Origin of the sequence: Aeromonas sp. R10-1 (genome assembly GCF_040908465.1) — a bacterium.
Taxonomy (GTDB): Bacteria; Pseudomonadota; Gammaproteobacteria; order Enterobacterales; family Aeromonadaceae; genus Aeromonas; species Aeromonas caviae.
The window spans coordinates 76,336-101,930 of the sequence record NZ_JBFODT010000022.1; the positions used below are offsets into that span (position 1 = coordinate 76,336).

General features: G+C 65.4%; 22 protein-coding genes. 4 read left to right on the plus strand and 18 right to left on the minus strand.

Annotated features, from left to right (window positions below; translation table 11 throughout):
* Positions 1 to 152: 152 nt before the first annotated feature.
* The 12 genes from rraA to AB5Y93_RS10105 all read right to left on the minus strand — a co-directional run bounded on the left by rraA (position 153) and on the right by AB5Y93_RS10105 (position 14,650).
* A complete protein-coding gene (gene rraA, locus AB5Y93_RS10050; RefSeq protein WP_010676045.1) occupies positions 153 to 638 on the minus strand; it encodes a ribonuclease E activity regulator RraA in 486 nt (161 codons plus the stop codon).
* Positions 639 to 792: 154 nt separating this feature from the next.
* The gene (mgtE, locus tag AB5Y93_RS10055; RefSeq protein WP_324041028.1) at positions 793 to 2,217 is read right to left on the minus strand and encodes a magnesium transporter; all 1,425 of its coding nucleotides are present in this window, start codon (positions 2,215 to 2,217) and stop codon (positions 793 to 795) included.
* A 132-nt stretch (positions 2,218 to 2,349) separates the two neighbouring features.
* On the minus strand, positions 2,350 to 3,756 hold the full coding sequence (gene cysG / locus AB5Y93_RS10060; protein ID WP_368229266.1) for a siroheme synthase CysG: 1,407 nt from the start codon (positions 3,754 to 3,756) through the stop codon (positions 2,350 to 2,352).
* A gap of 12 nt (positions 3,757 to 3,768) precedes the next feature.
* Positions 3,769 to 4,581, minus strand: coding sequence for a nitrite transporter NirC (gene nirC, locus AB5Y93_RS10065; RefSeq protein WP_368229267.1), 813 nt, complete (start codon positions 4,579 to 4,581; stop codon positions 3,769 to 3,771).
* A gap of 136 nt (positions 4,582 to 4,717) precedes the next feature.
* Complete coding sequence (gene nirD, locus AB5Y93_RS10070) at positions 4,718 to 5,035, minus strand: nitrite reductase small subunit NirD (protein ID WP_042016469.1); 318 nt, start codon at positions 5,033 to 5,035, stop codon at positions 4,718 to 4,720.
* Entirely contained in the window at positions 5,035 to 7,581 is a 2,547-nt protein-coding gene (gene nirB / locus AB5Y93_RS10075) for a nitrite reductase large subunit NirB (RefSeq protein ID WP_324024452.1), read from the minus strand. The genes nirD and nirB overlap by 1 nt, the downstream gene beginning before the upstream one ends.
* Before the next feature lie 305 nt (positions 7,582 to 7,886).
* Positions 7,887 to 8,975 carry an ABC transporter permease gene (locus tag AB5Y93_RS10080; RefSeq protein ID WP_368229268.1) on the minus strand — a complete coding sequence of 363 codons (1,089 nt, stop codon included), beginning with the start codon at positions 8,973 to 8,975 and terminating at the stop codon, positions 7,887 to 7,889.
* A gap of 3 nt (positions 8,976 to 8,978) precedes the next feature.
* Positions 8,979 to 10,088 (minus strand): ABC transporter permease, encoded by a 1,110-nt coding sequence (locus AB5Y93_RS10085; protein WP_113977679.1) that lies wholly within the window; start codon positions 10,086 to 10,088, stop codon positions 8,979 to 8,981.
* A complete protein-coding gene (locus AB5Y93_RS10090; RefSeq protein ID WP_368229269.1) occupies positions 10,085 to 11,854 on the minus strand; it encodes an ATP-binding cassette domain-containing protein in 1,770 nt (589 codons plus the stop codon). Before AB5Y93_RS10090 ends, AB5Y93_RS10085 begins: the two co-directional genes overlap by 4 nt.
* Entirely contained in the window at positions 11,851 to 12,819 is a 969-nt protein-coding gene (gene hlyD, locus AB5Y93_RS10095) for a secretion protein HlyD (protein ID WP_368229270.1), read from the minus strand. Before hlyD ends, AB5Y93_RS10090 begins: the two co-directional genes overlap by 4 nt.
* Positions 12,816 to 13,457, minus strand: a complete 642-nt coding sequence (locus AB5Y93_RS10100) for a TetR/AcrR family transcriptional regulator (protein ID WP_368229271.1) — start codon at positions 13,455 to 13,457, stop codon at positions 12,816 to 12,818. The genes hlyD and AB5Y93_RS10100 overlap by 4 nt, the downstream gene beginning before the upstream one ends.
* 272 nt (positions 13,458 to 13,729) lie before the next feature.
* Positions 13,730 to 14,650 carry a LysR family transcriptional regulator gene (locus tag AB5Y93_RS10105; protein WP_042016461.1) on the minus strand — a complete coding sequence of 307 codons (921 nt, stop codon included), beginning with the start codon at positions 14,648 to 14,650 and terminating at the stop codon, positions 13,730 to 13,732.
* Positions 14,651 to 14,818: 168 nt separating this feature from the next.
* Here AB5Y93_RS10105 and AB5Y93_RS10110 point away from each other — a divergent pair, with 168 nt between their 5' ends.
* Complete coding sequence (locus AB5Y93_RS10110) at positions 14,819 to 16,243, plus strand: MFS transporter (protein WP_368229272.1); 1,425 nt, start codon at positions 14,819 to 14,821, stop codon at positions 16,241 to 16,243.
* A gap of 88 nt (positions 16,244 to 16,331) precedes the next feature.
* Here the strand turns inward: AB5Y93_RS10110 and hslU are convergent, their stop codons facing one another.
* The 4 genes from hslU to argS form a co-directional block, all read right to left on the minus strand.
* Complete coding sequence (hslU, locus tag AB5Y93_RS10115; RefSeq protein WP_010676031.1) at positions 16,332 to 17,660, minus strand: HslU--HslV peptidase ATPase subunit; 1,329 nt, start codon at positions 17,658 to 17,660, stop codon at positions 16,332 to 16,334.
* Between the two features lie 69 nt (positions 17,661 to 17,729).
* Complete coding sequence (hslV, locus tag AB5Y93_RS10120; protein ID WP_005342555.1) at positions 17,730 to 18,263, minus strand: ATP-dependent protease subunit HslV; 534 nt, start codon at positions 18,261 to 18,263, stop codon at positions 17,730 to 17,732.
* Between the two features lie 186 nt (positions 18,264 to 18,449).
* Positions 18,450 to 19,298, minus strand: coding sequence for an SPOR domain-containing protein (locus AB5Y93_RS10125; RefSeq protein ID WP_201970021.1), 849 nt, complete (start codon positions 19,296 to 19,298; stop codon positions 18,450 to 18,452).
* Between the two features lie 3 nt (positions 19,299 to 19,301).
* On the minus strand, positions 19,302 to 21,047 hold the full coding sequence (gene argS / locus AB5Y93_RS10130) for an arginine--tRNA ligase (RefSeq protein ID WP_368229273.1): 1,746 nt from the start codon (positions 21,045 to 21,047) through the stop codon (positions 19,302 to 19,304).
* Between the two features lie 313 nt (positions 21,048 to 21,360).
* Here argS and AB5Y93_RS10135 point away from each other — a divergent pair, with 313 nt between their 5' ends.
* From AB5Y93_RS10135 to AB5Y93_RS10145, 3 genes are all read left to right on the plus strand, one after another.
* Positions 21,361 to 21,927: an LON peptidase substrate-binding domain-containing protein gene (locus AB5Y93_RS10135; protein ID WP_368229274.1), complete on the plus strand. Its 567-nt coding sequence runs from the start codon at positions 21,361 to 21,363 to the stop codon at positions 21,925 to 21,927.
* Between the two features lie 124 nt (positions 21,928 to 22,051).
* Positions 22,052 to 22,621: a sigma-70 family RNA polymerase sigma factor gene (locus AB5Y93_RS10140; RefSeq protein ID WP_010676026.1), complete on the plus strand. Its 570-nt coding sequence runs from the start codon at positions 22,052 to 22,054 to the stop codon at positions 22,619 to 22,621.
* A complete protein-coding gene (locus AB5Y93_RS10145; protein ID WP_139736509.1) occupies positions 22,614 to 23,279 on the plus strand; it encodes a ChrR family anti-sigma-E factor in 666 nt (221 codons plus the stop codon). The genes AB5Y93_RS10140 and AB5Y93_RS10145 overlap by 8 nt, the downstream gene beginning before the upstream one ends.
* Before the next feature lie 112 nt (positions 23,280 to 23,391).
* On the opposite strand, the gene bacA is transcribed toward AB5Y93_RS10145, so the two are convergent.
* Positions 23,392 to 24,207: an undecaprenyl-diphosphate phosphatase gene (gene bacA, locus AB5Y93_RS10150; protein ID WP_010676024.1), complete on the minus strand. Its 816-nt coding sequence runs from the start codon at positions 24,205 to 24,207 to the stop codon at positions 23,392 to 23,394.
* Positions 24,208 to 24,461: 254 nt separating this feature from the next.
* Complete coding sequence (locus AB5Y93_RS10155) at positions 24,462 to 25,457, minus strand: aldo/keto reductase (protein ID WP_113069165.1); 996 nt, start codon at positions 25,455 to 25,457, stop codon at positions 24,462 to 24,464.
* Positions 25,458 to 25,595: the final 138 nt, after the last annotated feature.

The window sequence follows — 25,595 nt, forward strand, 5'->3', positions numbered from 1 at the left end:
ACGTGATGGACTTCTTGTGAAGGCACGACATTGCTCACATTGCTTCCAGTTAAGGGGCCAGTAGTTTACTGGCCCTCTTTTTTTTGCGTCTTTTCCGCCATCAGCGGGCATAAAAAATGGGAGCCAGGGCTCCCATTTTCACTCAGCGTTATTTACTCGATGTCGAGGGCATCGGGGGAGAGGATCACCCCTGTGGTATCGGCATAGAGGTGGTCATCCGGCAGGAAGGTGACGCCGCCGAAGTTGACAGGCAGATCGGTTTCCCCGATATCCTTGCTGTCGGCGCCCACCGGAATGGCCGCCAGGGCCTGAATGCCGATGTCGAGATCTTCCAGGATATCGACCTCACGGACGCAACCGTAGCAGACGATCCCTTCCCACTCATTTTCCGCCGCCGTGGTGGCGATCTCGCTGTCGATCAGGGCACGACGCATGGAGCCGCCACCGTCGATCAACAGCACGCGACCAACGCCGTTCTCCTTGACCAGTTCACGGATCAGGCCGTTTGATTCGAAGCATTTGACTGTGGTGATGACGCCGCCGAAAGAGGCGCGGCCGCCGAAGGAGCAGAGCATGGGTTCGAGCACATCCACCATGTCCTGATAGATGTCGCACAGTTCTGAAGTGTTGTATTCCATTGTGTCAGATCCACCGCTGGAAACAGGTGGATCCAGTATAAGGAGTGGGGTTGGCATTTCAACGACTATTCCTTGCCCAGTGGCGTGAAATGCCGTTTTTGCGCGAAAGCGGCCCCGTGTCATGGCAGGAGCCGCAGACGGTCAGCCTTGGGCCCTAGAGCAGGAACAGGGTCGCCAGCCCCAGGAAGATGAAGAAGCCGCCGGTGTCGGTGATGGCGGTGATCATCACGCTGGCCCCCACCGCCGGGTCGCGCCCCAGCCGACTCATGGTCATGGGGATGATGACCCCCATCAGGGCCGCCACCAGCAGGTTGAGGATCATGGCGAGCGTCATCACGCCCCCGAGCGCCGCATCCTGATAGAGCAGGAAGGTGGCGATGCCCATGATGCCGCCCCACACCAGGCCGTTGATCAGGGCCACCCCCAGCTCGCGCCACAGCAGGAAGGAGACGTTGCCTGTCTGGATATGCTGCAGCGCCAGCGCCCGCACTATCATGGTGATGGTCTGGTTGCCGGTGTTGCCGCCGATGCCGGCGACGATGGGCATCAGCGCCGCCAGCGCCACCAGCTGGGAGATGGTGTGCTCGAACAGACCGATCACCCGCGATGCCACGAAGGCGGTGCAGAGGTTGATGGCGAGCCAGGCCCAGCGGGTCTTGACCGCCTTGGAGACGGGGGCGAACACGTCTTCTTCCTCGCTGATCCCCCCCATCCGGCGCAGATCGGTGTCGCTCTCTTCATAGACCAGATCCACCACCTCGGCGACGGTGAGCCGGCCCATCAGCTTGCCCCTGGCATCCACCACGGCGGCGGAGACCAGGTCGTCCCGCTCGAAGGTGCGGGCGGCGGCCTCGTCGTTGTCTTCCGGATCGAAGGTGACCGGATCCTTCTCCATCGCGTCGCTCACCAGGGTTTCGGGCTTGTGCAGCAGCACGGCGGTGAGGGGCAGCTCCCCCTGCAGCCGGTTGCGCCGATCGGTGACAAACAGCTTGTCGGTGTTGTCGGGGATCTGGCCGCGCAGGCGCAGATAGCGCTGGACGGTGGCCAGGGTCACGTCGGGCCGCACCGTGATGAGCTCGAAGTCCATCATGGCGCCGACCGTGTGCTTGCCGTAGCGGATCACCTCCCGCACCTTGTCCCTGTCCACCGGCGCCATGGAGGTGAGCAGCCGCCCCATCAGGTTGCGGGGCAGGTGCTGGCCCAGGTAGATCTGGTCGTCGATGTCGAGGGTGCTCAGGGCGTGCAGCAGCTCCTTGTCGCTCATGCCGCTGATGAGGCTGTCCCACACCGTCTCCGACGCTTCCACCAGGATCTGGCCGTGCTTGTCTGCATCCACCTGCTGCCACAGCACGTGGCGCTCGTCCGGCGGCAGGGATTCCAGCGCATCGGCGATATCGGCGGCGGGCAGGCTGTTGACCAGCCGGGTCAGCTCGCTGGTCTGGTCCCGAAGCTCTGCGTCCTGCTCCCCTTGCGGGTCGAGCAGGCTCTCGGTGAGGGCGTCATCGGCCAGCAGCAGCGTGAGGATGCGGGCTCTGTCGTGTTCACGCTGTTTGGCGCTGTTCTTGGGGGGGAGGGACATGAAGCAGAATTCCTGAATTCGGTGGTCCGGCTGACACAGCCCATAGGATACCAGACTCAAAACAAGAGGTTATGACAGTAGATGCAGAAAAAGAAACGCCACCCGAGGGTGGCGTTGGAATGGATGCAGCGATCAGGCCGAGGCCAGGGCCGCGTCTGCGGCGCATCCTTGCCCGAACCAGGCAAGCTGGTCCGCCAGGGTCACCACAGATCCCACCATGATGAGGGCCGGGCTCTCGACCCCCAGCGCCAGTTCGGGCAACTGATCGAGGGTGCCGCGAATGACCCGCTGGCTTGGCTGGGTGCCGCGCTCGATCAGCGCCACCGGGGTGTCGCCCGCCTTGCCGTGGGCCAGCAGCTGCTCGCGGATGGTGGCGCAGGATGAGAGCCCCATATAGAACACCAGCGTCTGCTTGTCCTTGGCCAGCAGCGGCCAGTCGAGATCCCGGGCGCCCCCCTTGCCGTGGGCGGTGACGAAGCGCACGCTCTGGGCGTGATCCCGGTGGGTCAGCGGAATGCCGGCGTAGGCCGCGCAGCCGCTGGCCGCGGTGATCCCCGGCACCACCTGAAAACCGATGCCGCTGCCGACCAGCGTCTCCAGCTCCTCGCCGCCACGGCCGAAGATAAAGGGGTCACCCCCCTTCAGCCGCACCACCCGCTGGCCCTTCTTCGCCTCCTCCAGCAACAGCTGGTTGATCCCCTCCTGCGGCACGCAGTGGTTGCCCGCCTGCTTGCCGACGAAGATGCGTTTGGCGTCGCGGCGCACCAGCGCCATCACCTCATCCGAGACCAGCCGGTCATAGACCACTACGTCCGCCTGCTGCATCTGGCGCAGGGCGTGCAGGGTGAGCAGGCCCGGATCGCCGGGGCCGGCCCCCACCAGCACCACCTCGCCAGCGCTCTGGCTTTCGTCGGCAAACAGATTGTCGGCCAGCTGATTGGCTGAGGCGCTATCACCCCGTGCCAGTGCCTGCCCGAGCCGATCCGTTCCGAGCAGCCGTTCCCAGAAGCGGCGCCGCTCGCCCATGGTGGCGAAGCGGGCCTTGACCCGCTCCCGCAGGCTGCCGGCGAAGGTCGCCACGGCGCCCAGATGTTGCGGCAGCAGGGCCTCGAGTTTTTCCCGCAGCAAGCGGGCCAGCACCGGCGCCTTGCCACCGGAGGAGATGGCCACCATCAGGGGCGAGCGATCGATGATCGACGGCATGATGAAGCTGGAGCGTTTCGGGTCATCCACCACGTTGGCAAAGATCCGCGCCATATTGGCGCTCTGGTAGACCAGGGCATTCACCTCGCGCCGATCGGTGGCGGCTACCACCAGCCACTTGCCCGCCAGTTGCTGCGGCGCAAATTCACCGGCCAGCCACTCGATGGTCCCGTTGGCAGCCAGTTCCGCCAGCTCGGGGTCGAGATCGGGCGCGACCACGGTGAGCTGGGCTCCGGCATCCAGCAGCAGGCGCGCCTTGCGCTCTGCTACCTCGCCGCCGCCGACCAGCAGCACGGGTTTGTTGTCGAGTCGGCAAAAGATGGGCAAGTAGTCCATGGGGCCTCCTGATCAGGCGGTTTGGGTCTGGTTGGCGGTGCTGGTGGTCTCGCTCACCGCAACCGGGCGCTCAGCCTTGGGGGTGGCATACCAGTAGCCGAGGCCCATGAAGAGGGCGCCGGAGACGGTGTTGCCCAGGGTCACCCACAGCAGGTTGTGGCCGATGCCGCTCAGGGTGTAGGCCTCGGAGTGGGCACCGAACCAGGAGAGGGCGAACAGGGTCATGTTGGCGACCGAGTGCTCGTAGCCGGAGGCGATGAAGGCGAGCAGGCACCACCAGATGGCGATGAACTTGGCGGCACCCTCGGTGCGCAGCGCCATCCAGATGGCGAGGCAGACCAGCCAGTTGCACAGCACGCCCTTCATGAACAGGGTCAGCGCCGGTGCCTGGGTCTTGGCCAGCGCGACCTTGTGCGCCAGGCTGCCCGCGTCTGGCAGCAGGCTGCCGCCGTAGGAGTAGATCAGCGCCACCGCGATGGAGCCGAGCAGGTTGCCGGCCCAGGTCTGCGGCAGGATGCGCAGCAGATCCCCCATGGAAATTTTGCCGGTCTTCACCCCGAAGGTGAGGAACATGGTGTGGCCGGTGAACAGCTCGGAGCCGGCGATGATGACGAGCGTCAGGGCGATGCCGAAGGTGGCCCCCATCACCAGCGGCCTGATGGCGGGGTCCACCAGATTGCCCAGGGTGAAGATGAGGATGATGCCGAGGCCCACATAGGCTCCCGCCATGGCGGAGCTGAGCCAGAAGCCAAGCTTGTCGCTGCGCTCGAAGCGGTTGATGCGGGCCGCGTTGGCGGCGCACTTGTTGATGGTTTCGGTATACATCTTTGTTTCCTTCAAGAGGGCCGCCCGCGGGCAGCCCTGACTGTTTTTTAACCCCCTCCCTGCCTCCCCCTTGTCAAGGGGGAGGAGCTTTTTGCTCCCTCACCTGTGAAGGGGAGGGCCGGGGTGGGGTCTGGTGTTAGACGGCGACCCAGACCTGCTGGTCGCGCACTTCAACGGGGTAGCTCTGCACCGACATCGCAGGGTTGTCGAAACAGTGGCCGTCGCTCAGGCGAAAGCGCTGCTTCTTGAGGGGGCTGGCCACCCAGAGATCACCGTCGTGTTCGCAGATCAGGCCCCGCGACAGCACGTTGGCGGCGAAGAAGGGATCCCGGTTGTCGATGGCGAACACCTCGGCGGCCGCGCTGGGGCGGAACAGAGCGATCTGACGACCCTCGATCAGAGCGCAGACGCCGGTGCCCGGCAGGATGTCGTTGAGTTGGCAGGCAAGTTTCATCATTTGGTTTCCACCTCGATCTGGTAGACAGGGATGCGCTCGGCCGGAGTGGCGGGTCTGTGCTGGTCGCGTTCGGCGACGAACTGCACGTCCGGATCGCGCTTGTCGCTGTTGATGAAGTGGCTGAATCGCTTGAGCGCCTCCTCTTCGTTGAGGGTGCGCGACCATTCGCACTCGTAGCTGTCGATGAGGGTCTGGATATCGCGCTCCAGCGTCTCGGCCAGCCCCAGCTTGTCGTCGACGATCACTTCGCGCAGGTAGTCGACGCCCCCTTCCAGATTGCCAAGCCAGACCGAGGTGCGCTGCAGTTTGTCGGCGCTGGTGACGTAGAACATCATAAAGCGGTCGATCAGCTTGATGAGGGTCTCGCGGTCGAGGTCAGACGCCAGCAGGTCGGCGTGGCGCGGCTTCATGCCGCCGTTGCCGCCCACATAGAGGTTCCAGCCCGCATCGGTGGCGATGATGCCGACATCCTTGCCCTGGGCTTCCGCACATTCGCGGGTACAGCCGGAGACGCCGAACTTCATCTTGTGCGGGGTGCGAATGCCCTTGTAGCGGTTCTCGAGGAAGACCCCGAGGCCAACGCTGTCCTGCACGCCGAAGCGGCACCAGGTGCTGCCGACGCAGGTCTTGGCCATGCGCAGCGCCTTGGCGTAGGCCTGACCGGTCTCGAAACCGGCCGCCAGCAGCTTGCGCCAGATGGCGGGCAGATCATCCTTCTGGGCCCCGAACAGGCCGATGCGCTGGGCGCCGGTGATCTTGGTGTAGAGCTTGTAGTCGCGGGCCACTTCGGCCACTGCCAGCAGCCCCTCCGGGGTCACTTCGCCACCGGCCATGCGCGGGATGACGGAGTAGCTGCCGTCTTTTTGCATGTTGCCGAGGAAGATGTCGTTGGTGTCCTGCAACGGGATGTTGCGCGGGCTCAGCACATGCTCGTTCCAGCAGGAGGCGAGGATGGAGCCGACGGTCGGTTTGCACACCTCGCAGCCATAGCCCTGACCGTGTTTGGCCAGCAGCTCGTCGAAGCTCTTGATCCCCTCCACCTTGACCAGGTGGAACAGCTCCTGACGGGAGTGGGGGAAGTGGGCGCAGAGGTGGTTGTTGACCTCGATGCCCTGCTTCACCAGCTCGGCGTTGAGTACCTGACTGATGAGCGGCACGCAGCCGCCACAGCCGGTACCGGCCTTGGTGTGCTGCTTGATGGCGGCCAGGGTGGTGTGACCTTCGGCCACCGCCTTGGCGATGTCGCCCTTGGATACGTCGAAGCAGGAGCAGATCTGGGCGCTCTCCGGCAGGGCATCCACCCCCAGCGTCGGTTTGGCACCGGCGTAGGCGGGCAGGATCAGGGTGTCCGGGTGGCTCGGCAGCGGCAGGGCATTGAGCATCATCTGCAGCAGGTTGCCGTAATCTTCCACGTCACCCACCAGCACGGCGCCGAGCAATCGGCTGTTGTCTTCGCTCACCACGATCTTCTTGTAGACGCCGGCTTGATCGTCCTGGAACACATAGCTGTGGCTGCCCGGGGTGCGGCCGTGGGCATCACCGATGGAGCCGACGGAGACGCCGAGCAGCTTGAGCTTGGCGCTCATGTCCGCCCCTTCGAAACGGCTGTCGCCGCCGAGCAGATGGTCGACGGTGATCTGGGCCATCTTGTAGCCCGGTGCCACCAGCCCGAAGAAGCGGCCCTGCCAGGCGGCGCACTCGCCGATGGCATAGATGTCGGGGTCTGAGGTGAGGCAGTGATCATCGATGACGATGCCGCCACGCTCGGCGATGGCGAGATCACCGTAACGGCCGAGGGTATCTTGCGGGCGAATGCCGGTGGAGAAGACCACCACGTCCACTTCCAGCTGGCTGCCATCGGCAAAGGCGAGGCGGTGTTTCGCCTGCTCGCCGCCATGCATCAGGATCTCGCTGGTGCTCTTGCTGGTGTGTACCTGCACGCCCATGGATTCAATCTTGCGGCGCAGCAGCTGGCCGCCCTGACCGTCGAGCTGCTCGGCCATCAGCACAGGGGCAAATTCCACCACGTGGGTCTCGAGACCCAGCGCCTTGAGGGCGCCGGCGGCTTCGAGGCCAAGCAGACCGCCCCCGATCACCACCCCGCTCTTGCCGCTCCTGGCGGCGCTGCGGATGGCTTTCAGATCCTCGATGGTGCGATAGACGAAGCACTCGTGGTGCTGGCTGCCCTGGATGGGCGGCACCCAGGGGTAGGAGCCGGTGGCCAGCACCAGCTTGTCGTACCCGACCACTGTGCCCTTGTTGGAATGCACTTCGCGGTTGGCCCTGTCGATTTTTTTCACCGCTTCGCCGAGCAGCAGGCGGATGCCGTGCTTGTCGTAGAAGCCGGGTTTGACGAGGGAGAGATCTTCGCTGGTGTGATGGGAGAAGTAGGAGGAGAGATGGACGCGATCGTAGGCGGGACGGGGTTCTGCACCGAAGACGGTGATCTCGTAGCGGCCCGGGTCGGCCCGCTCGATCAGCTCTTCGATGAAGCGGTGCCCCACCATGCCGTTGCCCACAACGACCAGTCTGACTTTGCTCATAGTTGCCTCAAGTTTGGAGTAATAAAACATCATTCTGAGGCTAGGCTACCCAGTCGGCAGGGGTGGGCGATTGATGCAAATCAAGTGTCTATTTATATATCTCCTCAGGGGTAATTCGAGAAAATTCAACACTATACAAAAATAGGTATACCAGTTAATGATTTCTGGGCTGGCTCGGGGTGAGGAATGGTGGAGGGAAAGCCCGGTTTACCCACTGCCGGGGAGTGAAAACTTCGGTCGGAAAAAGACCGGTCTCGCACTGGCGAGACCGGTATCAATGGGCATCAGCTGAGCAAGGTGGCGAGTCAGACGATATGGCGGCGGAACATGGCGAGCGCCAGCGACAGGGTGACGCCGGCGATGGCGAGCAGGGGCCAGATCAGGGGCCAGGCGGCCGACCAGCCGAGCCCCTTCAAAAAGACCCCCTTGAGCAGCACGATGAAGTGGGTGAGGGGGTCGATGGCCGCCAGCCATTGGAACACCTGCGGCATGTTCTCCACCGGCGAGATATAGCCCGAGAGGATCACCGCCGGGACGGTGAAGGAGAAGACCCCGAGAAAGGCCTGCTGCTGGGTCGAGCAGAACGACGAGATGAAGAGCCCGATCCCGGCCAGTGCCAGGCCGTAGCAGACCATGCCCGCCAGCAGCAGACTGAGGCTCCCCGCGAAGGGGAGGTGAAAGACAAAACGGGCGGCCAGCGCGACTATGCACCCTTGCCCCACCGCCACCAGGATGCCGGGCACCGCCTTGCCCGCCATGATCCAGCCCGCGGTGAGGGGGGAGACCAGCAGCTGATCGAAGGTGCCCTCTTCCCGCTCCCGCGCGACCGAGAGGGCGGTGACAATCAGACAGCCGGTGGTGGTGATGATGGCCACCAGCGCCGGCAGGATATGCCAGTGGAACTCGACGTTGGGGTTGTAGAGGTTGCGTACCGCCAGCTCGGGTTGCCCCTTGCCCTCACTTTGCCAGCGGGCGATCACCTGACTGATGTAGCCAGCCGCCACCTGACCGCCGTTGGAGCGGCGGCCGTCGATGATCAGCTGCACCTTGGCCGGTTCGCCGCGCGCCAATCGGCGGGAGAAATCCCCCGGAATAATCAGCCCGAGCAGCGCCTGCTGCCCGGTGATGGCCTCGGTCATGCCCGCCTCGCCCTGCACCGGGATGATGGTGGTAAAGGCTGGCATATGGGTGAGGCGCTCCAGCAGCTCGCGGCTCTGGGCGCCGCCATCCTGGTTGTAGATGGCCAGCGTGTTGCCGGTCACCTCCAGAGTGGCGGCGAACGGGAAGAGGGCGGTCTGCAGCAGCACCGGCATGATGAGCAGAAAGCGCCCCTGAGTATTGCCCATCAGGGCCTGCAGCTCTTTTCGGATCAGCCACCAGAGTCGGGTCAGCATGGGTTACTCCAGAGTGCGCCGCGTCTTGCGGGCGGTCAGGGCCAGCCAGAAACCGGCCAGCAGCAGCAGACAGAAACCGTTGACCAGCAGGATCGAGAAGACGCTGCCCGCCTGATAGAGGGTCTGCAAGGAGCTCGCGAAATAGCGGGCCGGAATGAGGTGGGTGATGGCCCGCAGCAGCGGCGGCATGCTGGCGATCTCGAACACGAAGCCCGACAGCATCACCGCGGGCAGAAACGCGGCGATCAGCGCTGCCTGTGCGGCATTGAACTGGCTGCGCATCACGGTGGAGAGAAACAACCCGAGCCCGAGGGCGCTGCCGAGAAAGACGCTGGTGACCAGAAAGAGCAGCAGCAGGGAGCCGCGCCACGGTACGCCCATCACCGCCACCGAGAAGAGCAGGCAGAGCAGCATGGCGATGATGCCAAGGCCATAGTAGGGCAGCAGCTTGGAGAGCAGCAGCTCCCCCTTGGTGACCGGGGTGGCAAGCAGCGCCTCCATGGTGCCGCGCTCCCACTCCCGCGCCACCACCAGCGAGGTGAGCAGGGCCCCTATGATGGTCATTACCACCGCAATGGAGCCCGGCACCAGAAAGTTGCGGCTCACCAGCGCCGGGTTGAACCAGGCGCGGCTCTCTATCGACACCGGCATGGCGACCCCTTCGCCCGCGAGCCACCCCTGCCAGATCCCCTGCACATAGTTGGTGACGAAGTTGGCGGTGTTGGGCTCGGAGCCGTCGGTCAGCAGCAGCGCCTGCGGCGTGCCATTACCCTGACCGGCCAGCGCGCGGGAGAAGCCGTCATCGATCACCAGCAGGCCGCGGATCTCGCCACGGGCCAGAGTGGCGAGCAGGGACTCCTTGCTCGGCCCGCTGTGGATCTCCAGCGCGGTTGAGCCGCGCAGGGCCTGCTCCAGCCGCACCGCCGGGGCGCCGCTGTCGGTGCGCCAGATGCCGAGGCGCAGATGGTCCACATCCAGATTGATGGCGTAACCCATCACCACCAGCAGCACCACCGGCATGATGAAGGCGATGAGGATGCTGCTCGGGTCACGGACGATTTGCAGCGACTCCTTGCGGCAGAGGGCCAGCAGTCGTCGACGGTTGATGCTCATGCGTCCTCCTCGCTGGCCCGCTCGACCAGGGTGATAAAGGCCTCTTCCATTGTTGGCAAAGAACAGGTCGGCAAGGAGCCGGTTGGCAAAGAGGTCGCCGCCTCTTTGGCGGCCAGCCCCTTGAGATCGTCCGGGGTGCCGAGCGCCAGCAGCTTGCCGCGATAGATGAGGGCAATGCGGTCGCAATACTCCGCCTCATCCATAAAGTGGGTGGTGACCAGCACGGTGACGCCGTGGTCGGCCAGCGCGTTGATGTGCGACCAGAACTCGCGCCGGGTCACCGGATCGACCCCGGAGGTGGGCTCGTCGAGAAACAGCAGCGGCGGCTCGTGCAGCAGGGCGCAGGCCAGCGATAAGCGCTGGCGCAGGCCGAGCGGCAGGGATTCCGCCTTCTGATCGAGCCAGGGGGCGAGGGTAAAGGCAGTTACCATGGCGTCGATTCGCGTCTGCTGGTGGCGGCCGAACAGGCCGTAGATACCGGCGAAAAAGGAGAGGTTCTGCGCCACGGTGAGCTGCTTGTAGAGGGAGAACTTCTGCGCCATGTAGCCGAGACGCTGGCGCGCCGCCGAGGGGCTGTGAGCCAGATCGATGCCGGTCACCAGCGCCTGTCCCTCGCTCGGGCGCAGCAGGCCGCACTCCATCTTGAAGGTGGTGGACTTGCCCGCCCCGTTGGGGCCGAGCAGGCCGAAGATCTCGCCGCGGCGCACCGCAAAGCTGACATCATCGGTGGCGGCAAAATCGCCGAAGCGCTTGGTGAGGTGGCGCGCCTCGATCACCGCTTCGGGGGAGACTCCCTGCGGCAGTTCGGCTTCCCGCATCCCGGTCGCCAGACTCGACTCTCCGCCGGGGCCGCCGCCGAGCAGGTCGATAAAGGCATCCTCCAGCCGGGGCTGCGCCGGTTGAAAGGCGCCGTTGGCGAGATGCAGCTCCGCCAGCGGTGGGGGCGTCATGCCCGGGTGCAGCAGCAGGCGAACCCGCTCCCCCGCCACCGCGCCATCCATCACCGCCGGGTGAGCCAGTGCCCGGCGCAGCAGGGCACGCCGCTCGCGGCCATCCAGTTGCCCCGCCTCCAGCAGCCAGCAGCGGCTGGCCATGGCTCCCATCAGATCGGCCGGCGTGCCGCTGGTGCGCACCTCGCCATCCGCCATCAGCAGCACGTGGTCGCACAGCTCCGCCTCGTCGAGATAGGCGGTACTCCAGAGCACCGTCATCCCTCCCTTGGCCAGTTCGCGCACCATCTGCCAGAGGGCGCGGCGGGAGATGGGATCGACCCCGACCCCCGGTTCGTCCAGCAGCAGCACATCCGGGGTGCCGAGCAGGGCGCAGGCCAGCCCGAGTTTCTGCTTCATCCCGCCAGAGAGCTTGCCCGCCGGCCTTGCGGTGAAGCGGGCAAGATCGGTGAAGGCGAGCAGCCGCGCGAAGGTGGGCGTGCGTTCCGGCTCCAGTACGCCGCGCAAGTCAGCGTAGAGGGTGAGGTTCTCCAGCACGCTGAGATCCTCGTAGAGGCCGAACTGCTGGGGCATGTAGCCGAGGCGCTGACGCAGCAGATCCCCCTCGCTCACTGGATCCAGCCCCAGCACCCGGATGGTGCCCGCTTCGGGGATCAGCAGACCGGCCAGCAGGCGCAGCAAAGTGCTCTTGCCCGCGCCGTCGGGGCCGACCAGCCCGGTGATGCCGCCAGCCGGAATGGTGGCCGAGATGGTGTTGAGGGCGACCCGCTCGCCAAAGCGTTTGGTGAGCCCCTCGAGGGAGATGGCGCAGCTCATGGGGCCAGCCTGACGGTGACCGGCATCCCCTGGCGCAGGGCCGGGTCGGGATCCTGCACCACGATGCGCAGCCGGTAGACGAGGTGGGTGCGAAGATCCGGCGTCTCCACCGATTTCGGGGTGAACTCGGCGGTGGGCGAGACAAAGCCCACCACCCCGTGATACGGCTGATCCGGCCGCGAGTCGGTGGTGAGGATCACCCTGGCGCCGCTCGGGAAGTGGCCGAGCCAGGGCTCCTCCACATAGGCGCGCACCCAGACCGGCGCGGTCAGGGAGAGGTTGAAGGCGGTCGCTCCGCTCTGCACCATGCTGCCATTCTCGACGGCGCGGCTGATGATGATGCCATCGCTGGGGGCGGTCAGATTGGCATCGGCCAGCGCCAGCTCGGCACTGGCGAGCGCCGCTTTGGCCCCTTCCAGCTGGGCATCGGACTGGGCGATTTCCTCCGGGCGGTAGCCGGTTTCGAGCTGGGCGAGCTGTTCGCGTGCCGAGCGTACCTGCGCCCGGGTTTGGTCTCGCTGGGAGCGGGCGGTATCGAGCTGACCGCGGGAGATGGCGCCGGTGGCGGCCAATGCGCTCTGGCGGCGCCACTGCTGGTCGGCTTCCAGTGCAGCGGCTTCGGCGGCGGCCAGTGCGGCCCGGGCGCGGTCGGTCTCTTCGCTGCGATAGCCTTTGTGGATCAAGGTGTTGGCGGCAGTGAGCGCCGCCAGATTGGCGCGGGCGCTGTCGCGGCTGTGGGTGAGGGGAACCGGATCCAGGCGTGCCAACAGTTGACCGGCTTTTACCCTATCCCCCTCATCGACCAGCACCTGATCGACGCGGCCGCCGACCCGAAAGGCCAGATTGACGTCGCGAATATCGACATTGCCGTAGAGGATGGAGCCGTCAGCCGGGCGCCCCTGCCACCAGAGGTAGCCGCCGATAACGGTCAGCAGCAGGGCCACGATTGCAATGCGTTGCTTCATACCGCTTCTCCTTCCTTGATGTCGGTGGGGCGCAGGCCGCGCAGGGCCCATACCAGCCGCTGTCTGGCGGCCTCGGGGTTGTCTATCTGGCTGAGAAAGGGGGCGGCCTGTTCGGGCAGCCAGCCGAGCTGGCGACCGCTGCCGGCGATCACCAGCGGCAGGCCGACCGACCCCATGATGAAGATCATCAGCTGGAGCGGGTGACCGGCGACCAGTGACCCTTCCGCCTGCGCCATCCGTACCTGCTCGATCAGCAGCAGGGGATGACGGCGCGGCAGGCTGAGCAGAAAGCGCTGGGCCGCTCCTTCACCTGCCAGCGCATCGCCAAACAGGTGGTTGATAAAGCCGCGCTGGCGCGCCACCAGCCCGATCAGCGCCTCCATGGTCGCCTCGAACATGGCGATGGCAGAGGGGTAGGAGCCTTTGGCTGCCACCGCCTTGAGCTCGTCATAGAGGGGGGCGTACCAGAGCTCGACCAGCTCGTCGATAAAGGCGTCGCGGTTGCCGAAGTGGTAGACGAAGGAGCCGAGGTTCACCTCTGCCGCCGCCGCCAGCTCGCGCACCGTCAGGCCGCGCAGCCCCTTGTCGGTGGCGATGGCGAGGCCGGTATCGAGCAGTTTCTGACGGGTGGGGTGCATCTGGCTGGTGCTCCTGGTGTATGCATTTTGTACGTAATTATACAGCCGTATAAAAAATGCGGAAGCGGGCGGCAGGATCTTTTTGCCCGCAATGTGATCCGCCCCGCTCTGAGGGGCCGTGATCCCCGTCCGGCAGGGGGAAGGATCCACCGATTGTGCTCAAGCCACGGGCATGTCGGTGTGACGGGGTGGTGAAAGGCGCTTCTGGTCCCGGGTGCGGGCGCTCGGGCCACAAGGGGCCTGTGATGGAGCCGGGAGCTGCCTGACCCGGATCAGGGGGTGTCGGTGGCCCCGGTGTGATAGGGGGGCCGGGCACAGGTGTCCCGTATCAGGGCGCGCAGCCAGCGGTGGCCCGGATCGGCATCCTGACTGGGGTGCCAGAGCAGGGCGACCCGGATCCCTGGCAGAGCGAAGGGCAGGGGCAGGGTGACCAGATCGCCGAGCAGGCTGGCGCAGTGCAGGTGCGGCACCGTCGCTACCAGATTGCTCTCCCTGACCAGGGCCAGCGCCGTCGCAAACCCGGGAACCAGGGTGGTGATGGTGCGCCGCCTCCCCTGGCCTGCGAGGATCTCGTCGATGGGGCTGTGAGGCTGGCCCCGGCGGGAGACCAGCACGTGGCGCGCGGCGGCATAGCGCGCCACGGTCAGGGTGCCGTCGCAGAGGGGGTGGTCCGGGTGCACCACGGCGACGAAGTGGTCCTGGAACAGGGCCTGGGTGCGCAGCTCGGGGGCCGTGGTGGTGCCGATCACTCCGGTCTCGAAGTCCAGCTCGCCACGGCGAAGGGGGCCGCTCTCCTTGTCGGGTTTGGCCAGAAAGTGCAGCCGCACCCCTGGGGCCTCGACGGCGAGGCGCGCCAGCAGGGCGGGGCCTACCGCCTCCACGAAGCCGTCGCTGGATCGCAGGCGGAAGGTGCGCTCCAGGCTCGCCGGGTCTACTTCCTGCTGGGGGCGCAGCACGGCCCGGGTCTCCTGAACCAGGCGGGCAACCTCATCCCGCAGGATCTGCGCCCGGGGGGTGGGGATCAGGCCGCGTCCCGCCCGCACCAGCAGCGGATCCCCTGTGGTCTCCCGCAGCCTTGCCAGGGCCCGGCTCATGGCGGAAGCACTCAGGCCTAGCCGTCTGGCGGCGCCCGCCACACTGCCCTCTTCCAGCAGGGCATCCAGGGTGATCAGCAGGTTGAAATCCGGGGTCATGGTCGTCTCCTCGCAGGCGGCGCCTGACGGGCCGACCCCGTCATGATACGCGAGTTGCCGTCTCTTCATATGGCGTCTGATGCAAATATAAGCTGCAATCCGTGCGTCTTCCGCCTTGTCATCCCCCCCGCTAGCCTGAGTGCATCATCACTTGCCGGAGAGACTGCCATGTCCACACCACTTCTTGTTTCCCCTCCCGTGACGCGCCGTCTTGGTCTCGCGGGGCTCGGGCTCGCCACCCTGCTGCCCATGCTGGCGGGCAGCATGGCCAACCTGGTGCTGCCTGCCCTGGGGCAGGATTTCGGCGTGCCCTTCGCCAGCCTGCAATGGGTGCTGGTGGCCTACCTGCTTGGGATCACCAGTCTGACGGTGGTGGCGGGCCGGCTCGGCGATCGTCTGGGGCGGCGTCGCCTGCTGCTCTGGGGGACCGGGGTCTTTGCGCTGGCTTCCCTGCTGTGCGCCCTGGCCCCTTCCATTGACTGGCTCATTGCCGCTCGCACCCTGCAAGGGGCGGGTGCGGCCTGCATGCTGGTGCTCTCGCTGGCCATGGCAGGAGAGCTGGTGCCGCCAGCCCGACGGGGCTGGAGCATGGGATTGCTCGGCACCCTGTCGGCCTGCGGCACGGCGCTCGGCCCCTCCTTTGGCGGCCTGTTGATCGGCGGATTTGGCTGGCAGGCTCCCTTCCTGCTGCTGCTCCCCCTGACGTTGCTGGCGCTGGGGTGTGCCTGGCGGGATCTGCCCCGGGATGAGGCGGGCTCTGCCGAGGGAGGCCTCCCGCTCACCAGTCTGTTGCTGCTGGTGACGGCGCTGCTCTGCTACGGGCTGGCACTGACCCGGGGCAGCCCACTCGGGGTCTGGCCGGGGATAGGTGCGCTCGTCGCCATGGCGCTCTTCGTGCGTGCCGACTCGGGCGCCCGTCGCCCCCTGCTGCCCCTGGTGTTGCTGGGGGCGCCCAGGCGAAGAGGCGGGATCATCGCCAGTGCGCTGGTGGCCAGCGTCATGGTGGCGACTCTGCTGATCGGTCCTTTCTACCTGCACGGCGCCTTTGCCCTCGACATGGGGACGGTAGGGCTGATGATCTCCATGGGCCCGCTGCTGGCGGCGCTGTCCGGCATGCCCGCCGGCTGGCTGGTTGACAGGGTGGGGGCGACTCCTGTGGTGCGCCTCGGCCTGGGGTTCATGGTGGTGGCCGCCGTCTTGCTGGCCCTGCTGGACAGGGCGCTCGGGCCCCTCGGCTACCTGCTGCCCATCCTGCTGCTCACCGCCGGTTATGCCCTGTTCCAGACCGCCAACAACAGCGCCGTGGTGGGGGAGGCGGAGGGGGCGAGCCGTGGCGCCGTGGCCGGGCTGCTGACCCTGTCGCGCAACCTGGGCCAGCTGACGGGGGCGGCGGGGCTGGGGGGGCTGTTCGCCGCCCTGGCGGGGCGGCCCGATCTCGCCCTCGCGACGGCGGACGAGCTGGCGTTTGCCACCCGGGCCACTTTCGCCCTGACGGCCTTGCTGCTGATGAGTGCGCTCTGGCTGGCGGGAAGGGGGGAGCGTGCCGTGCAGGATGACGCGGCCCGGGACGGCTGCGAGTCGGGAGAATGCTGAGAACGAAGACGCCTCCACAGGGGAGGCGTCTTGCTATGGGATTGAGCAGGATAGTTAACCGCTCGGATCCTCGTTATCGATCAACCTGTTACAAAATGAAGCGGCTCAGATCCTCGTCTTCAATCAGCTTGCCGAGGTGGGCGTTGACGTAGTCGGTGTTGATGACGAAGGTCTCGCCGGACTTCTCGGAAGCGTCGTAGGAGATGTCTTCCATCAGGCGCTCCATCACGGTGTGCAGACGGCGGGCGCCGATGTTCTCGGTGCGCTCGTTGACCTGCCAGGCCGCTTCGGCCAGACGGCGGATGCCATCCTGGGTGAACTCGATGTTGACCCCTTCGGTGGCCATCAGCGCCTTGTACTGATCGGTCAGGGAGGCGTTCGGCTCGGTCAGGATGCGCTCGAAGTCTTCGGTGGTCAGGGCGGTCAGCTCGACCCGGATCGGCAGACGGCCCTGCAGCTCGGGGATGAGGTCGGACGGCTTGGCGATCTGGAAGGCGCCGGAGGCGACAAACAGGATGTGATCGGTCTTGACCATGCCGTGCTTGGTGTTGACGGTGCAGCCCTCGACCAGCGGCAGCAGGTCGCGCTGCACCCCTTCACGGGAAACGTCCGGGCCCGAGCTCTCGCCGCGCTTGCAGATCTTGTCGATCTCGTCGAGGAAGACGATGCCATTGTTTTCGACGGAGGCGATGGCCTTCTGCTTCAGCTCTTCCGGGTTGACCAGGCGGGCCGCTTCCTCTTCGATCAGCGCCTTCATGGCCTCTTTGACCTTGATCTTGCGCTTCTTCTTCTGGTTCTGGCCCAGGTTCTGGAACAGCCCCTGCAGCTGGTTGGCCATCTCTTCCATGCCCGGCGGGGTCATGATTTCGACACCCATGGGGGAGGCGGCCAGATCCAGCTCGATCTCCTTGTCATCCAGCTGACCTTCCCGCAGTTTCTTGCGGAAGATCTGGCGGGTGTTGGAGTTGTCGGCTTTCTCTTCCTCGCCCCAGCTGTTGCGCGGGTTGGGCAGCAGGGCGTCGAGGATGCGCTCTTCTGCGGCTTCCTCGGCGCGGTATTTCATCTTCTCCATCTCGGTCTCGCGCACCAGCTTGATGGCGACATCGGTCAGATCGCGGATGATGCTGTCCACTTCCTTGCCCACATAGCCCACTTCGGTGAACTTGGTCGCTTCCACCTTGATGAAGGGGGCGTTGGCCAGCTTGGCCAGGCGACGGGCGATCTCGGTCTTGCCGACGCCGGTCGGGCCGATCATCAGGATGTTCTTCGGGGTCACCTCGTGGCGCATCTCCTCGGAGAGCTGCATCCGGCGCCAGCGGTTGCGCAGGGCGACGGCGACCGCGCGCTTGGCGTCGGCCTGACCAATGATGTGTCTGTCCAGCTCGTGGACGATTTCTCTCGGGGTCATCTCGGACATGATGGCGTTCCTGTATCCGGGGCGGGCAGGGCCCACCCCTTGGAAAATGGTGTGTCTGGCAAGGCGGCCTTATTTGGCTGCGTAGTCCAGTACTTCGATGGTGTGGTTGCCGTTGGTGAAGACGCAGATGTCGCCCGCAATCTTGAGGGACTTCTCGACGATGGTCCTGGCATCCAGCTCGGTGTTCTCCAGCAGGGCGATGGCGGCGGACTGGGCAAAGTTGCCGCCGCTGCCGATGGCGATGAGATCGTGCTCCGGCTGCACCACGTCACCGTTGCCGGTGATGATGAAGGATTTGTGCTCGTCGGCGACGGCCAGCAGGGCTTCGAGGCGGCGCAGGGCGCGATCGGTGCGCCAGTCCTTGGCCAGCGCCACGGCGGCGCGCTCCAGGTTGCCCTGATGGGCCTGCAGTTTGGCTTCGAAGCGCTCGAGCAGGGTGAAGGCGTCGGCGGTGCCGCCGGCGAAACCAGCCAGTACCTTGCCGTTGTAGAGGCGATGAACCTTGCGGGCGTTGCCCTTCATGACGGTGTTGCCAAGAGAAACCTGGCCATCGCCACCGATGACGACCTGACCGTTGCGGCGAACTGAAACTATGGTAGTCACTTTACTTACCTCGCTTGAGCCGAATGACGGCCTGACTGTGCATGGAGGAAAAGATGGGGATGGCAAAACGGCTTTTCAAGCCTGTGTCGAGCACGGATCGCGGGGGAGGGATCGGGTGGGCGCGGGATGGCGCCAAAAGAAACAGGGCCGGGTGTTGCCACCCGGCCCTGTGCATGGACGCGGCGATCACCCCTTCTTGGGGATGCAGCCGCTGATGCCCGAGCCCTGCAGCTTGCGGTTGGCCGCATCGGCCGCCGCCTTGCCGTTGAAGGGGCCCACCATCACCTTGTAGACGGCGCCACCGGCCCCGTTCACCACCTGCAGACTGGAGGAGAGCCCGGCGGTGAAGGCGATGCGCGCCTTGAGGGATTCCGCGGAATCCTGGGAGCGCAGGGCGGCACACTGCATCATGTAGCGACCGCCGTCGGCGGCTGCGGTCTGGGCAGTCTGGGTCGCCGCCTTGGCCCTGGCGGCCTCGGCACGCTCCCGCTCCAGTTCGGCGCGGATCTCCCGCTCCATCCGCTCACGCTCGGCCTTCTGGTCGATCACCTGCTCCCGGGCACTGGCGACCGGGGCGCCGGTGGCCGGCTTGGTCGGCTGCACCGGTTGCGGCTGATAGGGCTTCACCTGACCGATGGGGGTTCCCGGCTGGGGGATGTCAGTCGCGACCGGCTTGGGCAGTGCCTCCGGTTGCAGGGTCATGGTCTCGGCGGGCGGGGGCGGCAGCACGCCCGGCTGGGGCGGCGGCTCTATGATGTCCACCTGCTTGTTCTCCAGCCGCTCGATGTAGCTCCACTTCTCCTGGGGCAGGGTATTGCCCTGGGCCTTGGGTTTGTTGGCCTTCACCTGCTCTTCGATGGTGGGGGCATCGGCGCCCTTGCCGTTGATGAGGTAGAGGAAGGCGCCGAAACCGACGACCAGGGCCCCGGCCAGCAGTGCCGGGATAACAGGAAAGCGGCGAGGGGCCGCTTTCTTGATGTTACGGCCACCCGCCCGTCGTCTCGGGCTGTTGCCGACGTAATCCCGGGTCGCCATCTATTACATGCGCTCCAGGGTGTAGATACCCAGTACGCCGAGGCCCAGCTTGAGCACCTTGGCGGTGGCGGCGCACAGCAGCAGACGGCTCTGGCGGGTCGCCTCGTCCACGCCGTCCTTGTTGATCGGGCAGGCTTCGTAGAAGGTCATGAAGTTGCCGGAGAGCTCGTACAGATAGGTACAGAGCAGGTGCGGCATCCCCTTGTCCGCCACGCCGTTGACCGCGTCGGAGAACTGGATCAGCTTCTGGGCCAGGGTCTCTTCGGCGTCTTCGCTCAGGACCACCTTGCCGCTCAGGGTGTCGGCATCGACGCCGGCCTTGCGGAAGATGGACTGGATGCGGGTGTAGGCGTATTGCAGGTAGGGGGCGGTGTTGCCTTCAAACGACAGCATCAGATCCCAGTCGAAGATGTAGTCGGTGGTGCGGTTCTTGGAGAGATCCGCATACTTGACCGCGCCCATGGCGATGGCGTGCACCACCTGGGCCTTCTCTTCGGCAGAGAGGTCGCTGTTGCGGCTCTCCAGCAGGGCGCTGGCGCGCTCTTCGGCTTCGTTCAGCAGGTCAACCAGCTTGACGGTGCCGCCGGAGCGGGTCTTGTAGGGACGACCGTCCTTGCCCAGCATCATGCCGAAGGCGTGGTGCTCGAGGGGAACGGACTCCGGCACATAGCCTGCCTTGCGGGTGATGGTCCAGGCCTGCATCAGGTGCTGGTGCTGACGGGAGTCGATGAAGTACATGACCCGGTCGGCGCCCAGGTTCTCGTAACGGTATTTGGCGCAGGCGATGTCGGTGGTGGTGTAGAGGAAACCGCCGTCGCTCTTCTGGATGATGACGCCCATGGGCTCGCCATCCTTGTTCTTGAACTCGTCCAGGAATACCACGGTGGCCCCTTCGCTCTCGACTGCCAGCCCCTTGGCTTTCAGGTCGGCAACGATCTGCGGCAGCATGTCGTTGTACATGGACTCGCCCATGATGTCCTTGTTGGACAGGGAGATGTTCAGACGGTCGTAGTTGCGCTGGTTCTGCTCCATGGTCATGTCGACCAGCTTCTTCCACATGGTGCGGCAGTACTCATCGCCACCTTGCAGTTTCACCACGTAGTTGCGGGCGCGCTCGGCGAAGGCTTCGTCTTCGTCATAATGACGCTTGGCCTGGGTGTAGAAGGCTTCCAGGTCCTTGAGCTCCATGTCGGAGGCGTGCTCGTTGGCCATCTTCTCCAGATAGGCGATCAGCATGCCGAACTGGGTGCCCCAGTCGCCGATGTGGTTGGCACGCACCACCTTGTGGCCCAGGAATTCGAGGGCGCGGGCGGCCACGTCACCGAGCACGGTGGAGCGGATGTGGTGCACCGCCATCTCCTTGGCCACGTTGGGGGCGGAGTAGTCCACCACCACGGTCTGCGGCGCCGGCAGCTTCACGTTGGCGTTGTCGGAGGTCACCATGGCTTCCACCTGACCGGCCAGCCAGCTCGGGTCGAAGAAGAAGTTGATGAAGCCGGGGCCGGCGATCTCGACCTTGGCGATCAGATCGGAGGCAGGCAGGTGCTCGATGATGGCAGCGGCCAGCTCGCGGGGATTCTTGCGGGCCGGTTTGGCCAGCAGCATGGCCAGGTTGGTGGCCAGGTCGCCGTGAGCCTTCTCCTTGCATCGGTCTACTTGCACCCGGGCTTCCAGGTCGGCGGGCAGGACGCCTGCGGACTTGAGATTGGCTACCGTTTGTTCAAGTAGATGATGAATATGCTCTTTCATAACTGACCACCGAGGTTGCGCGTCGAAAAGTGACTGACTGGATAAGGGCGTGAATTTTACCCGCATCGGGCCGAGAAAACTATAGGAACGGCCCGCACCCGTGGGCGTGGCGGATATTTCACTGCGTTTTCCACCACATTGCAGGATATTGATTTGGGTAAGTGGTGGTTATCCATTTCTACTGCATAACGAAACGGCTTGTCCAGGCTATTTCCCCTGATTATGACAGGGTTATTTATACCGATTCGATCTGAATGATCCCGCTTCCCGTGGCGGTCGTATCCTTTGAGGACGCCGTTGGAGGATGATTCCCATGACACTGGTACTGTTTCCACTCTCCGCTCACCTGCTGCCGGGCGGCATCATGCCGCTGCGCATCTTCGAGCCCAGATACCAGCGCATGATCGCCGAGTCCCGGGAGCGGGAGTTCGCGCTCTGCATGCTGGACCCCCGCCAGCCCGACGCGCTGCGCAACATGTACCCCATCGCCACCCGGGTGCGCATCATCGATTTCGATCTGCTGCCCGATGGTTTGCTCGGCATCACGGTGCTCGGGGTGGAGCGGGTGCGTATCACGGATCTCTGGCAGGAAGAGGACGGTCTGCGGGTCGGCGAGGTGGATCCCCTGCCCCCCTGGCAGAGCGCCAGGCTCCAGGCGGATCAGCACTCCCTGGCCAAGGCGTTGCAGGACGTGTTCAACGACTATCCGGAGTATGCGGCCCTCTATCCGGAGCCGGATTGGGAGGATGCGAGCTGGGTCGCCCAGCGCTGGCTGGAGGTGCTGCCCATCCCGGTGGAGCAAAAACAGTGGCTGGTGGCGGCCAAGGACAACCAGCCCACCCTCTCCCTGCTGAGCGGTCTGCTGGTCGCGAGCCATTGAATTCCCCTTCCCGGTGATCCTTTTTCCTCGCTCACCGTATTGGGGGTGAACACCACACGCGAGGGATGGCGCAATGGCATATACTGGCCAACCACAATCGGCTCCACGCAGGACATCGCCCCCCATGGACAACCCAGACGGCGACCTCACATCTTTGCTGGTCCGGGTGGCCGAGCGTGCCGACAAGGCTGCTTTCGCCACCCTGTTCCACCACTTCGCGCCGCGCATCCGCAGCTACGGGCTGCGCCACCTCGGCAGCGAAGCCAACGCCATGGAACTGGTGCAGGAGACCATGCTGCTGGTCTGGCAGAAGGCACGGCTCTATCACCCCGACAAGGGCGCCGCCACCACCTGGATCTACACAGTGATGCGCAACCAGAGCTTTGACATGCTGCGCCGCCGCCGCGCCAGCAAGGAGGAGCTCTGCGCCGAGGAGATCTGGCCGTTGCTGGAGTTCCGGGCCGAAGAGGAGCACCTGAGCGGCGGTGAAGACGCGGTGCTGACCCGCCAGATGGCCCACTATGTCGCCACGCTGCCGGAGCCGCAGCAGCAGGTGGTGCGCGGCATCTACCTGCAGGAGCTCTCCCAGCAGGAGCTGGCCGACCGGCTCGGCGTGCCCCTTGGCACCATCAAGTCCCGGCTGCGGCTGGCACTACAGAAACTGAAGGAACAAGTGGAGCAAGGCCATGATTAAGACCCATCCGACTGAACCCATGCTGCGCGCCTTCGCTGCCGACGAGCTGCCCCTGCCGCTGGCCGTCGGTGTCTCCGCCCATTGCGAGTTCTGCCCCGAGTGCGCCGCCCGGGTGAAGCAATTTGAAGAGGCGCTGGCGTGCCAGCATCTCGCCCCTGACGCGCCGGACGAGGCGCTGCCCGCCGGATTCGATGCCATGCTGGCGGGCATACTGCAACAGCCGGTGGCGACGGAGGCGGCGCTCGCCCTTCCCGAGAGCCCGAGGCCAGAGCTCAGGGTGGCGGGTCACAGTTACCGGCTGCCGCGGGCATTGGCACGGCATCATGCCCCCAGGTGGCGTCATCTCGGGGCCATCCGTCAGGTCAGCCTGCCCCTGGACGAGATGGGGGCGCGGGCCAACCTGCTCCACATCGAGGCGGGGGGCCGGATCCCGGAGCACACCCACAAGGGATATGAGCTGACCCTGCTGCTGGCGGGCACCATCGAGGATGGCGACACCCGCTATCAGGCGGGGGATTTCATCTGGCGTGACGCCAGCCACGCCCACAGCCCCCACACCCCGGACGGCTGCCTCTGCTACACGGTGCAGGATGCCCCCGTGCAGTTCACCAAGGGGTTGTCACGGCTGCTCAACGGCATCAGTCAGCACCTCTATTGAGTTGGGCCCACGGCTGCCCGGTGATCGCGGGCTGCTGCGCGACTGAGGCGGTATCACGGCATGAAAAAAGGGACCCTCGGGTCCCTTTTGTGTTGCTTGGCGGCGAAGCCCATCAGGCCACGAAGACCAGGTAGACGACGAAGGCCAGCAGGAAGCGGTAGATGGCGAACGGGATGAAGTCGAGACGACGGATCAGCGCCAGGAAGGTCTTGATGGCGACCATGGCCACCACGAAGGCGGTGACGAAGCCCACCGCAAACATGGGGAAGTCCGCCATGGAGAGGAAATCGCGGCTCTTGTAGAGATCCAGGCCGCTGGCCGCGATCATCATGGGCACCGCCATGATGAAGGAGAATTCCGCTGCCGCGTGGCGGCTGATGCCCATCAGCATGCCGCCGCTGATGGTGGCGCCGGAGCGGGAGAAACCGGGCCAGAGTGCCAGGCACTGGAACAGGCCGATGCCGAAGGCCTGCTTGTAGCTGATGTCGTCCAGGGTCTCCGCGGTCACGGCGGGGCGGAACTTTTCGGCGATGATGAGCAGGATGCCACCGGCCACCAGGGCATACATCACGGTTTCCGGCCCGAACAGATTGGCCTTGATCCAGCTGTGGATAGCCAGCCCGACGACCACGGCAGGCAGCATGCCGAGGATGACGTGCACCAGGGAGAGGGTCGCGTGGCCCGGGGTCGGTTTCTGACCGAAGTGAATGCCGATGAGTCCGAACAGGCGGCGCCAGAACATGACGACCACTGCCAGGATGGAGCCGAGCTGGATCACCACCTCGAAGGTGGCGGCCTTGGGTCCTTCAAACCCGAGGAGGTGGCCGACGATGATCATGTGGCCGGTGGAGGAGACGGGGAGGAACTCGGTCAGGCCTTCCACTATGCCCAGCACAAAGGCGACGAACAGGGCGTAGGATTCGGTCATGGTGCAGATCTCTTGGTTATGGGGTCTGGATAAAATCAACCCCGAACGGGTCGGGGCGGCCAATGATGGCGGAAAATCGCGCGGGCAACCAGTGAATATTGGGGATTTCAGCGCCCTGTTCCGGCCGGGAAAGGGCGCTGGCGGACCATGCAGGGCGCGGCTTGAAGCATGTTGTCAGAAACCATGACTGCCCCGTCACGTTCTGACAGGTTAGTCACGCCAGATGCCCTCGTCTTTATGACCTTTTTGTGCTGTCAGGCCAGTATGGACAGGATTTTCTGTTGAAGATCATCGTCCAGAGGGGGCTGCCCCAGGGCGTCGACGGCGCTCGTTATCTGTTGGGGATGGCTGGCGCCGATCAGGGCGCAGCTCACCACGGGGTCGCGCAGCACCCATTGCAGTGCGAGTTGCGACAGGGACTGACCCCGTTGCAGGGCCAGTGCATGCAGGGCGCGGACGGTGGCGAGCTTCTCCTCGGTGATCTGGTCCGCCGTGAGGAAGGGGCTGGCACTGGCGGCACGCGAATCCGCGGGAATGCCTGCCAGGTAGCGATCGCTCAGCAGCCCCCCCGCCAGGGGCGAGAAGGCGACCACCCCCATGCCGTGCTCCCGGCAGGCCGGCAGGGTGTCGGGCTCAACATCGCGCTGGAACAGGGAGTATTTGAGCTGGTTGACCAGGCAGGGGGTGCCGAGCTCCGCCAGCCGGGTGGCAGCCTTGGCCGCGAGCGGGGCCGGGTAGTTGGAGAGGCCGATGTAGAGCGCCTTGCCCTGGCGCACCATCAGGGCCAGGGCCTGGCAGGTCTCCTCGAGCGGGGTGCGGGGATCCGGCCTGTGGTGATAGAAGATGTCCACGTAGTCGAGGCCCAGACGGCGCAGGCTCTGGTGCAGGCTGGCGAAGAGGTACTTGGCGCTGCCGCCATCGCCGTAGGGGCCGTCCCACATCACGTAGCCCGCCTTGCTGGCGATGATGAGCTCGTCCCGATAGGGAGCCAGGCTCCTCTTTAGCAGCGTGCCGAAGGTCAGTTCGGCAGATCCCGGCGGCGGCCCGTAGTTGTTGGCGAGATCGAAGTGGGTGATCCCCAGATCGAACGCCTGGTGCACCATGGCCTTCGCGGTGGCGGGATCGCTCCCGGCGCCGAAGTTGTGCCAAAGCCCGAGGCCGATGCCGGGCAGGCGCAGGCCGTGGCGGCCCGCCGGTCGGTAGGGCTGGCGCTGGTAGCGGTCGGGGGCGGCGAGGTAGTTGTCATCCATCACGGTGCGGTTCCTTGGGCTGGTGTGCAATGAGGAGCGACGGGCCCTGCGGCGGGCCTCACCCCGGCTGATTCGGCGGTGCCATCGGGGCCGCCATGACGTGGCGGCGCGCCCGGGCCCCTTCGTCTGCCCGAGCAG

What these genes read in the sequence shown, in the direction of transcription:
- hslU (WP_010676031.1), bottom strand. Translation starts at nt 17,660, where the DNA reads ATGTCCGAGATGACCCCGAGAGAAATCGTCCACGAGCTGGACAGACAC.
- rraA (WP_010676045.1), bottom strand. Translation starts at nt 638, where the DNA reads ATGGAATACAACACTTCAGAACTGTGCGACATCTATCAGGACATGGTG.
- bacA (WP_010676024.1), bottom strand. Translation starts at nt 24,207, where the DNA reads ATGACCGAATCCTACGCCCTGTTCGTCGCCTTTGTGCTGGGCATAGTG.
- nirB (WP_324024452.1), bottom strand. Translation starts at nt 7,581, where the DNA reads ATGAGCAAAGTCAGACTGGTCGTTGTGGGCAACGGCATGGTGGGGCAC.
- AB5Y93_RS10090 (WP_368229269.1), bottom strand. Translation starts at nt 11,854, where the DNA reads ATGAGCTGCGCCATCTCCCTCGAGGGGCTCACCAAACGCTTTGGCGAG.
- hlyD (WP_368229270.1), bottom strand. Translation starts at nt 12,819, where the DNA reads ATGAAGCAACGCATTGCAATCGTGGCCCTGCTGCTGACCGTTATCGGC.
- AB5Y93_RS10145 (WP_139736509.1), top strand. Translation starts at nt 22,614, where the DNA reads ATGATTAAGACCCATCCGACTGAACCCATGCTGCGCGCCTTCGCTGCC.
- AB5Y93_RS10155 (WP_113069165.1), bottom strand. Translation starts at nt 25,457, where the DNA reads ATGGATGACAACTACCTCGCCGCCCCCGACCGCTACCAGCGCCAGCCC.
- AB5Y93_RS10140 (WP_010676026.1), top strand. Translation starts at nt 22,052, where the DNA reads ATGGACAACCCAGACGGCGACCTCACATCTTTGCTGGTCCGGGTGGCC.
- mgtE (WP_324041028.1), bottom strand. Translation starts at nt 2,217, where the DNA reads ATGTCCCTCCCCCCCAAGAACAGCGCCAAACAGCGTGAACACGACAGA.
- AB5Y93_RS10135 (WP_368229274.1), top strand. Translation starts at nt 21,361, where the DNA reads ATGACACTGGTACTGTTTCCACTCTCCGCTCACCTGCTGCCGGGCGGC.
- AB5Y93_RS10080 (WP_368229268.1), bottom strand. Translation starts at nt 8,975, where the DNA reads ATGCTGACCCGACTCTGGTGGCTGATCCGAAAAGAGCTGCAGGCCCTG.
- AB5Y93_RS10100 (WP_368229271.1), bottom strand. Translation starts at nt 13,457, where the DNA reads ATGCACCCCACCCGTCAGAAACTGCTCGATACCGGCCTCGCCATCGCC.
- AB5Y93_RS10110 (WP_368229272.1), top strand. Translation starts at nt 14,819, where the DNA reads ATGTCCACACCACTTCTTGTTTCCCCTCCCGTGACGCGCCGTCTTGGT.
- argS (WP_368229273.1), bottom strand. Translation starts at nt 21,047, where the DNA reads ATGAAAGAGCATATTCATCATCTACTTGAACAAACGGTAGCCAATCTC.
- AB5Y93_RS10085 (WP_113977679.1), bottom strand. Translation starts at nt 10,088, where the DNA reads ATGAGCATCAACCGTCGACGACTGCTGGCCCTCTGCCGCAAGGAGTCG.
- AB5Y93_RS10105 (WP_042016461.1), bottom strand. Translation starts at nt 14,650, where the DNA reads ATGACCCCGGATTTCAACCTGCTGATCACCCTGGATGCCCTGCTGGAA.
- cysG (WP_368229266.1), bottom strand. Translation starts at nt 3,756, where the DNA reads ATGGACTACTTGCCCATCTTTTGCCGACTCGACAACAAACCCGTGCTG.
- nirC (WP_368229267.1), bottom strand. Translation starts at nt 4,581, where the DNA reads ATGTATACCGAAACCATCAACAAGTGCGCCGCCAACGCGGCCCGCATC.
- nirD (WP_042016469.1), bottom strand. Translation starts at nt 5,035, where the DNA reads ATGAAACTTGCCTGCCAACTCAACGACATCCTGCCGGGCACCGGCGTC.
- AB5Y93_RS10125 (WP_201970021.1), bottom strand. Translation starts at nt 19,298, where the DNA reads ATGGCGACCCGGGATTACGTCGGCAACAGCCCGAGACGACGGGCGGGT.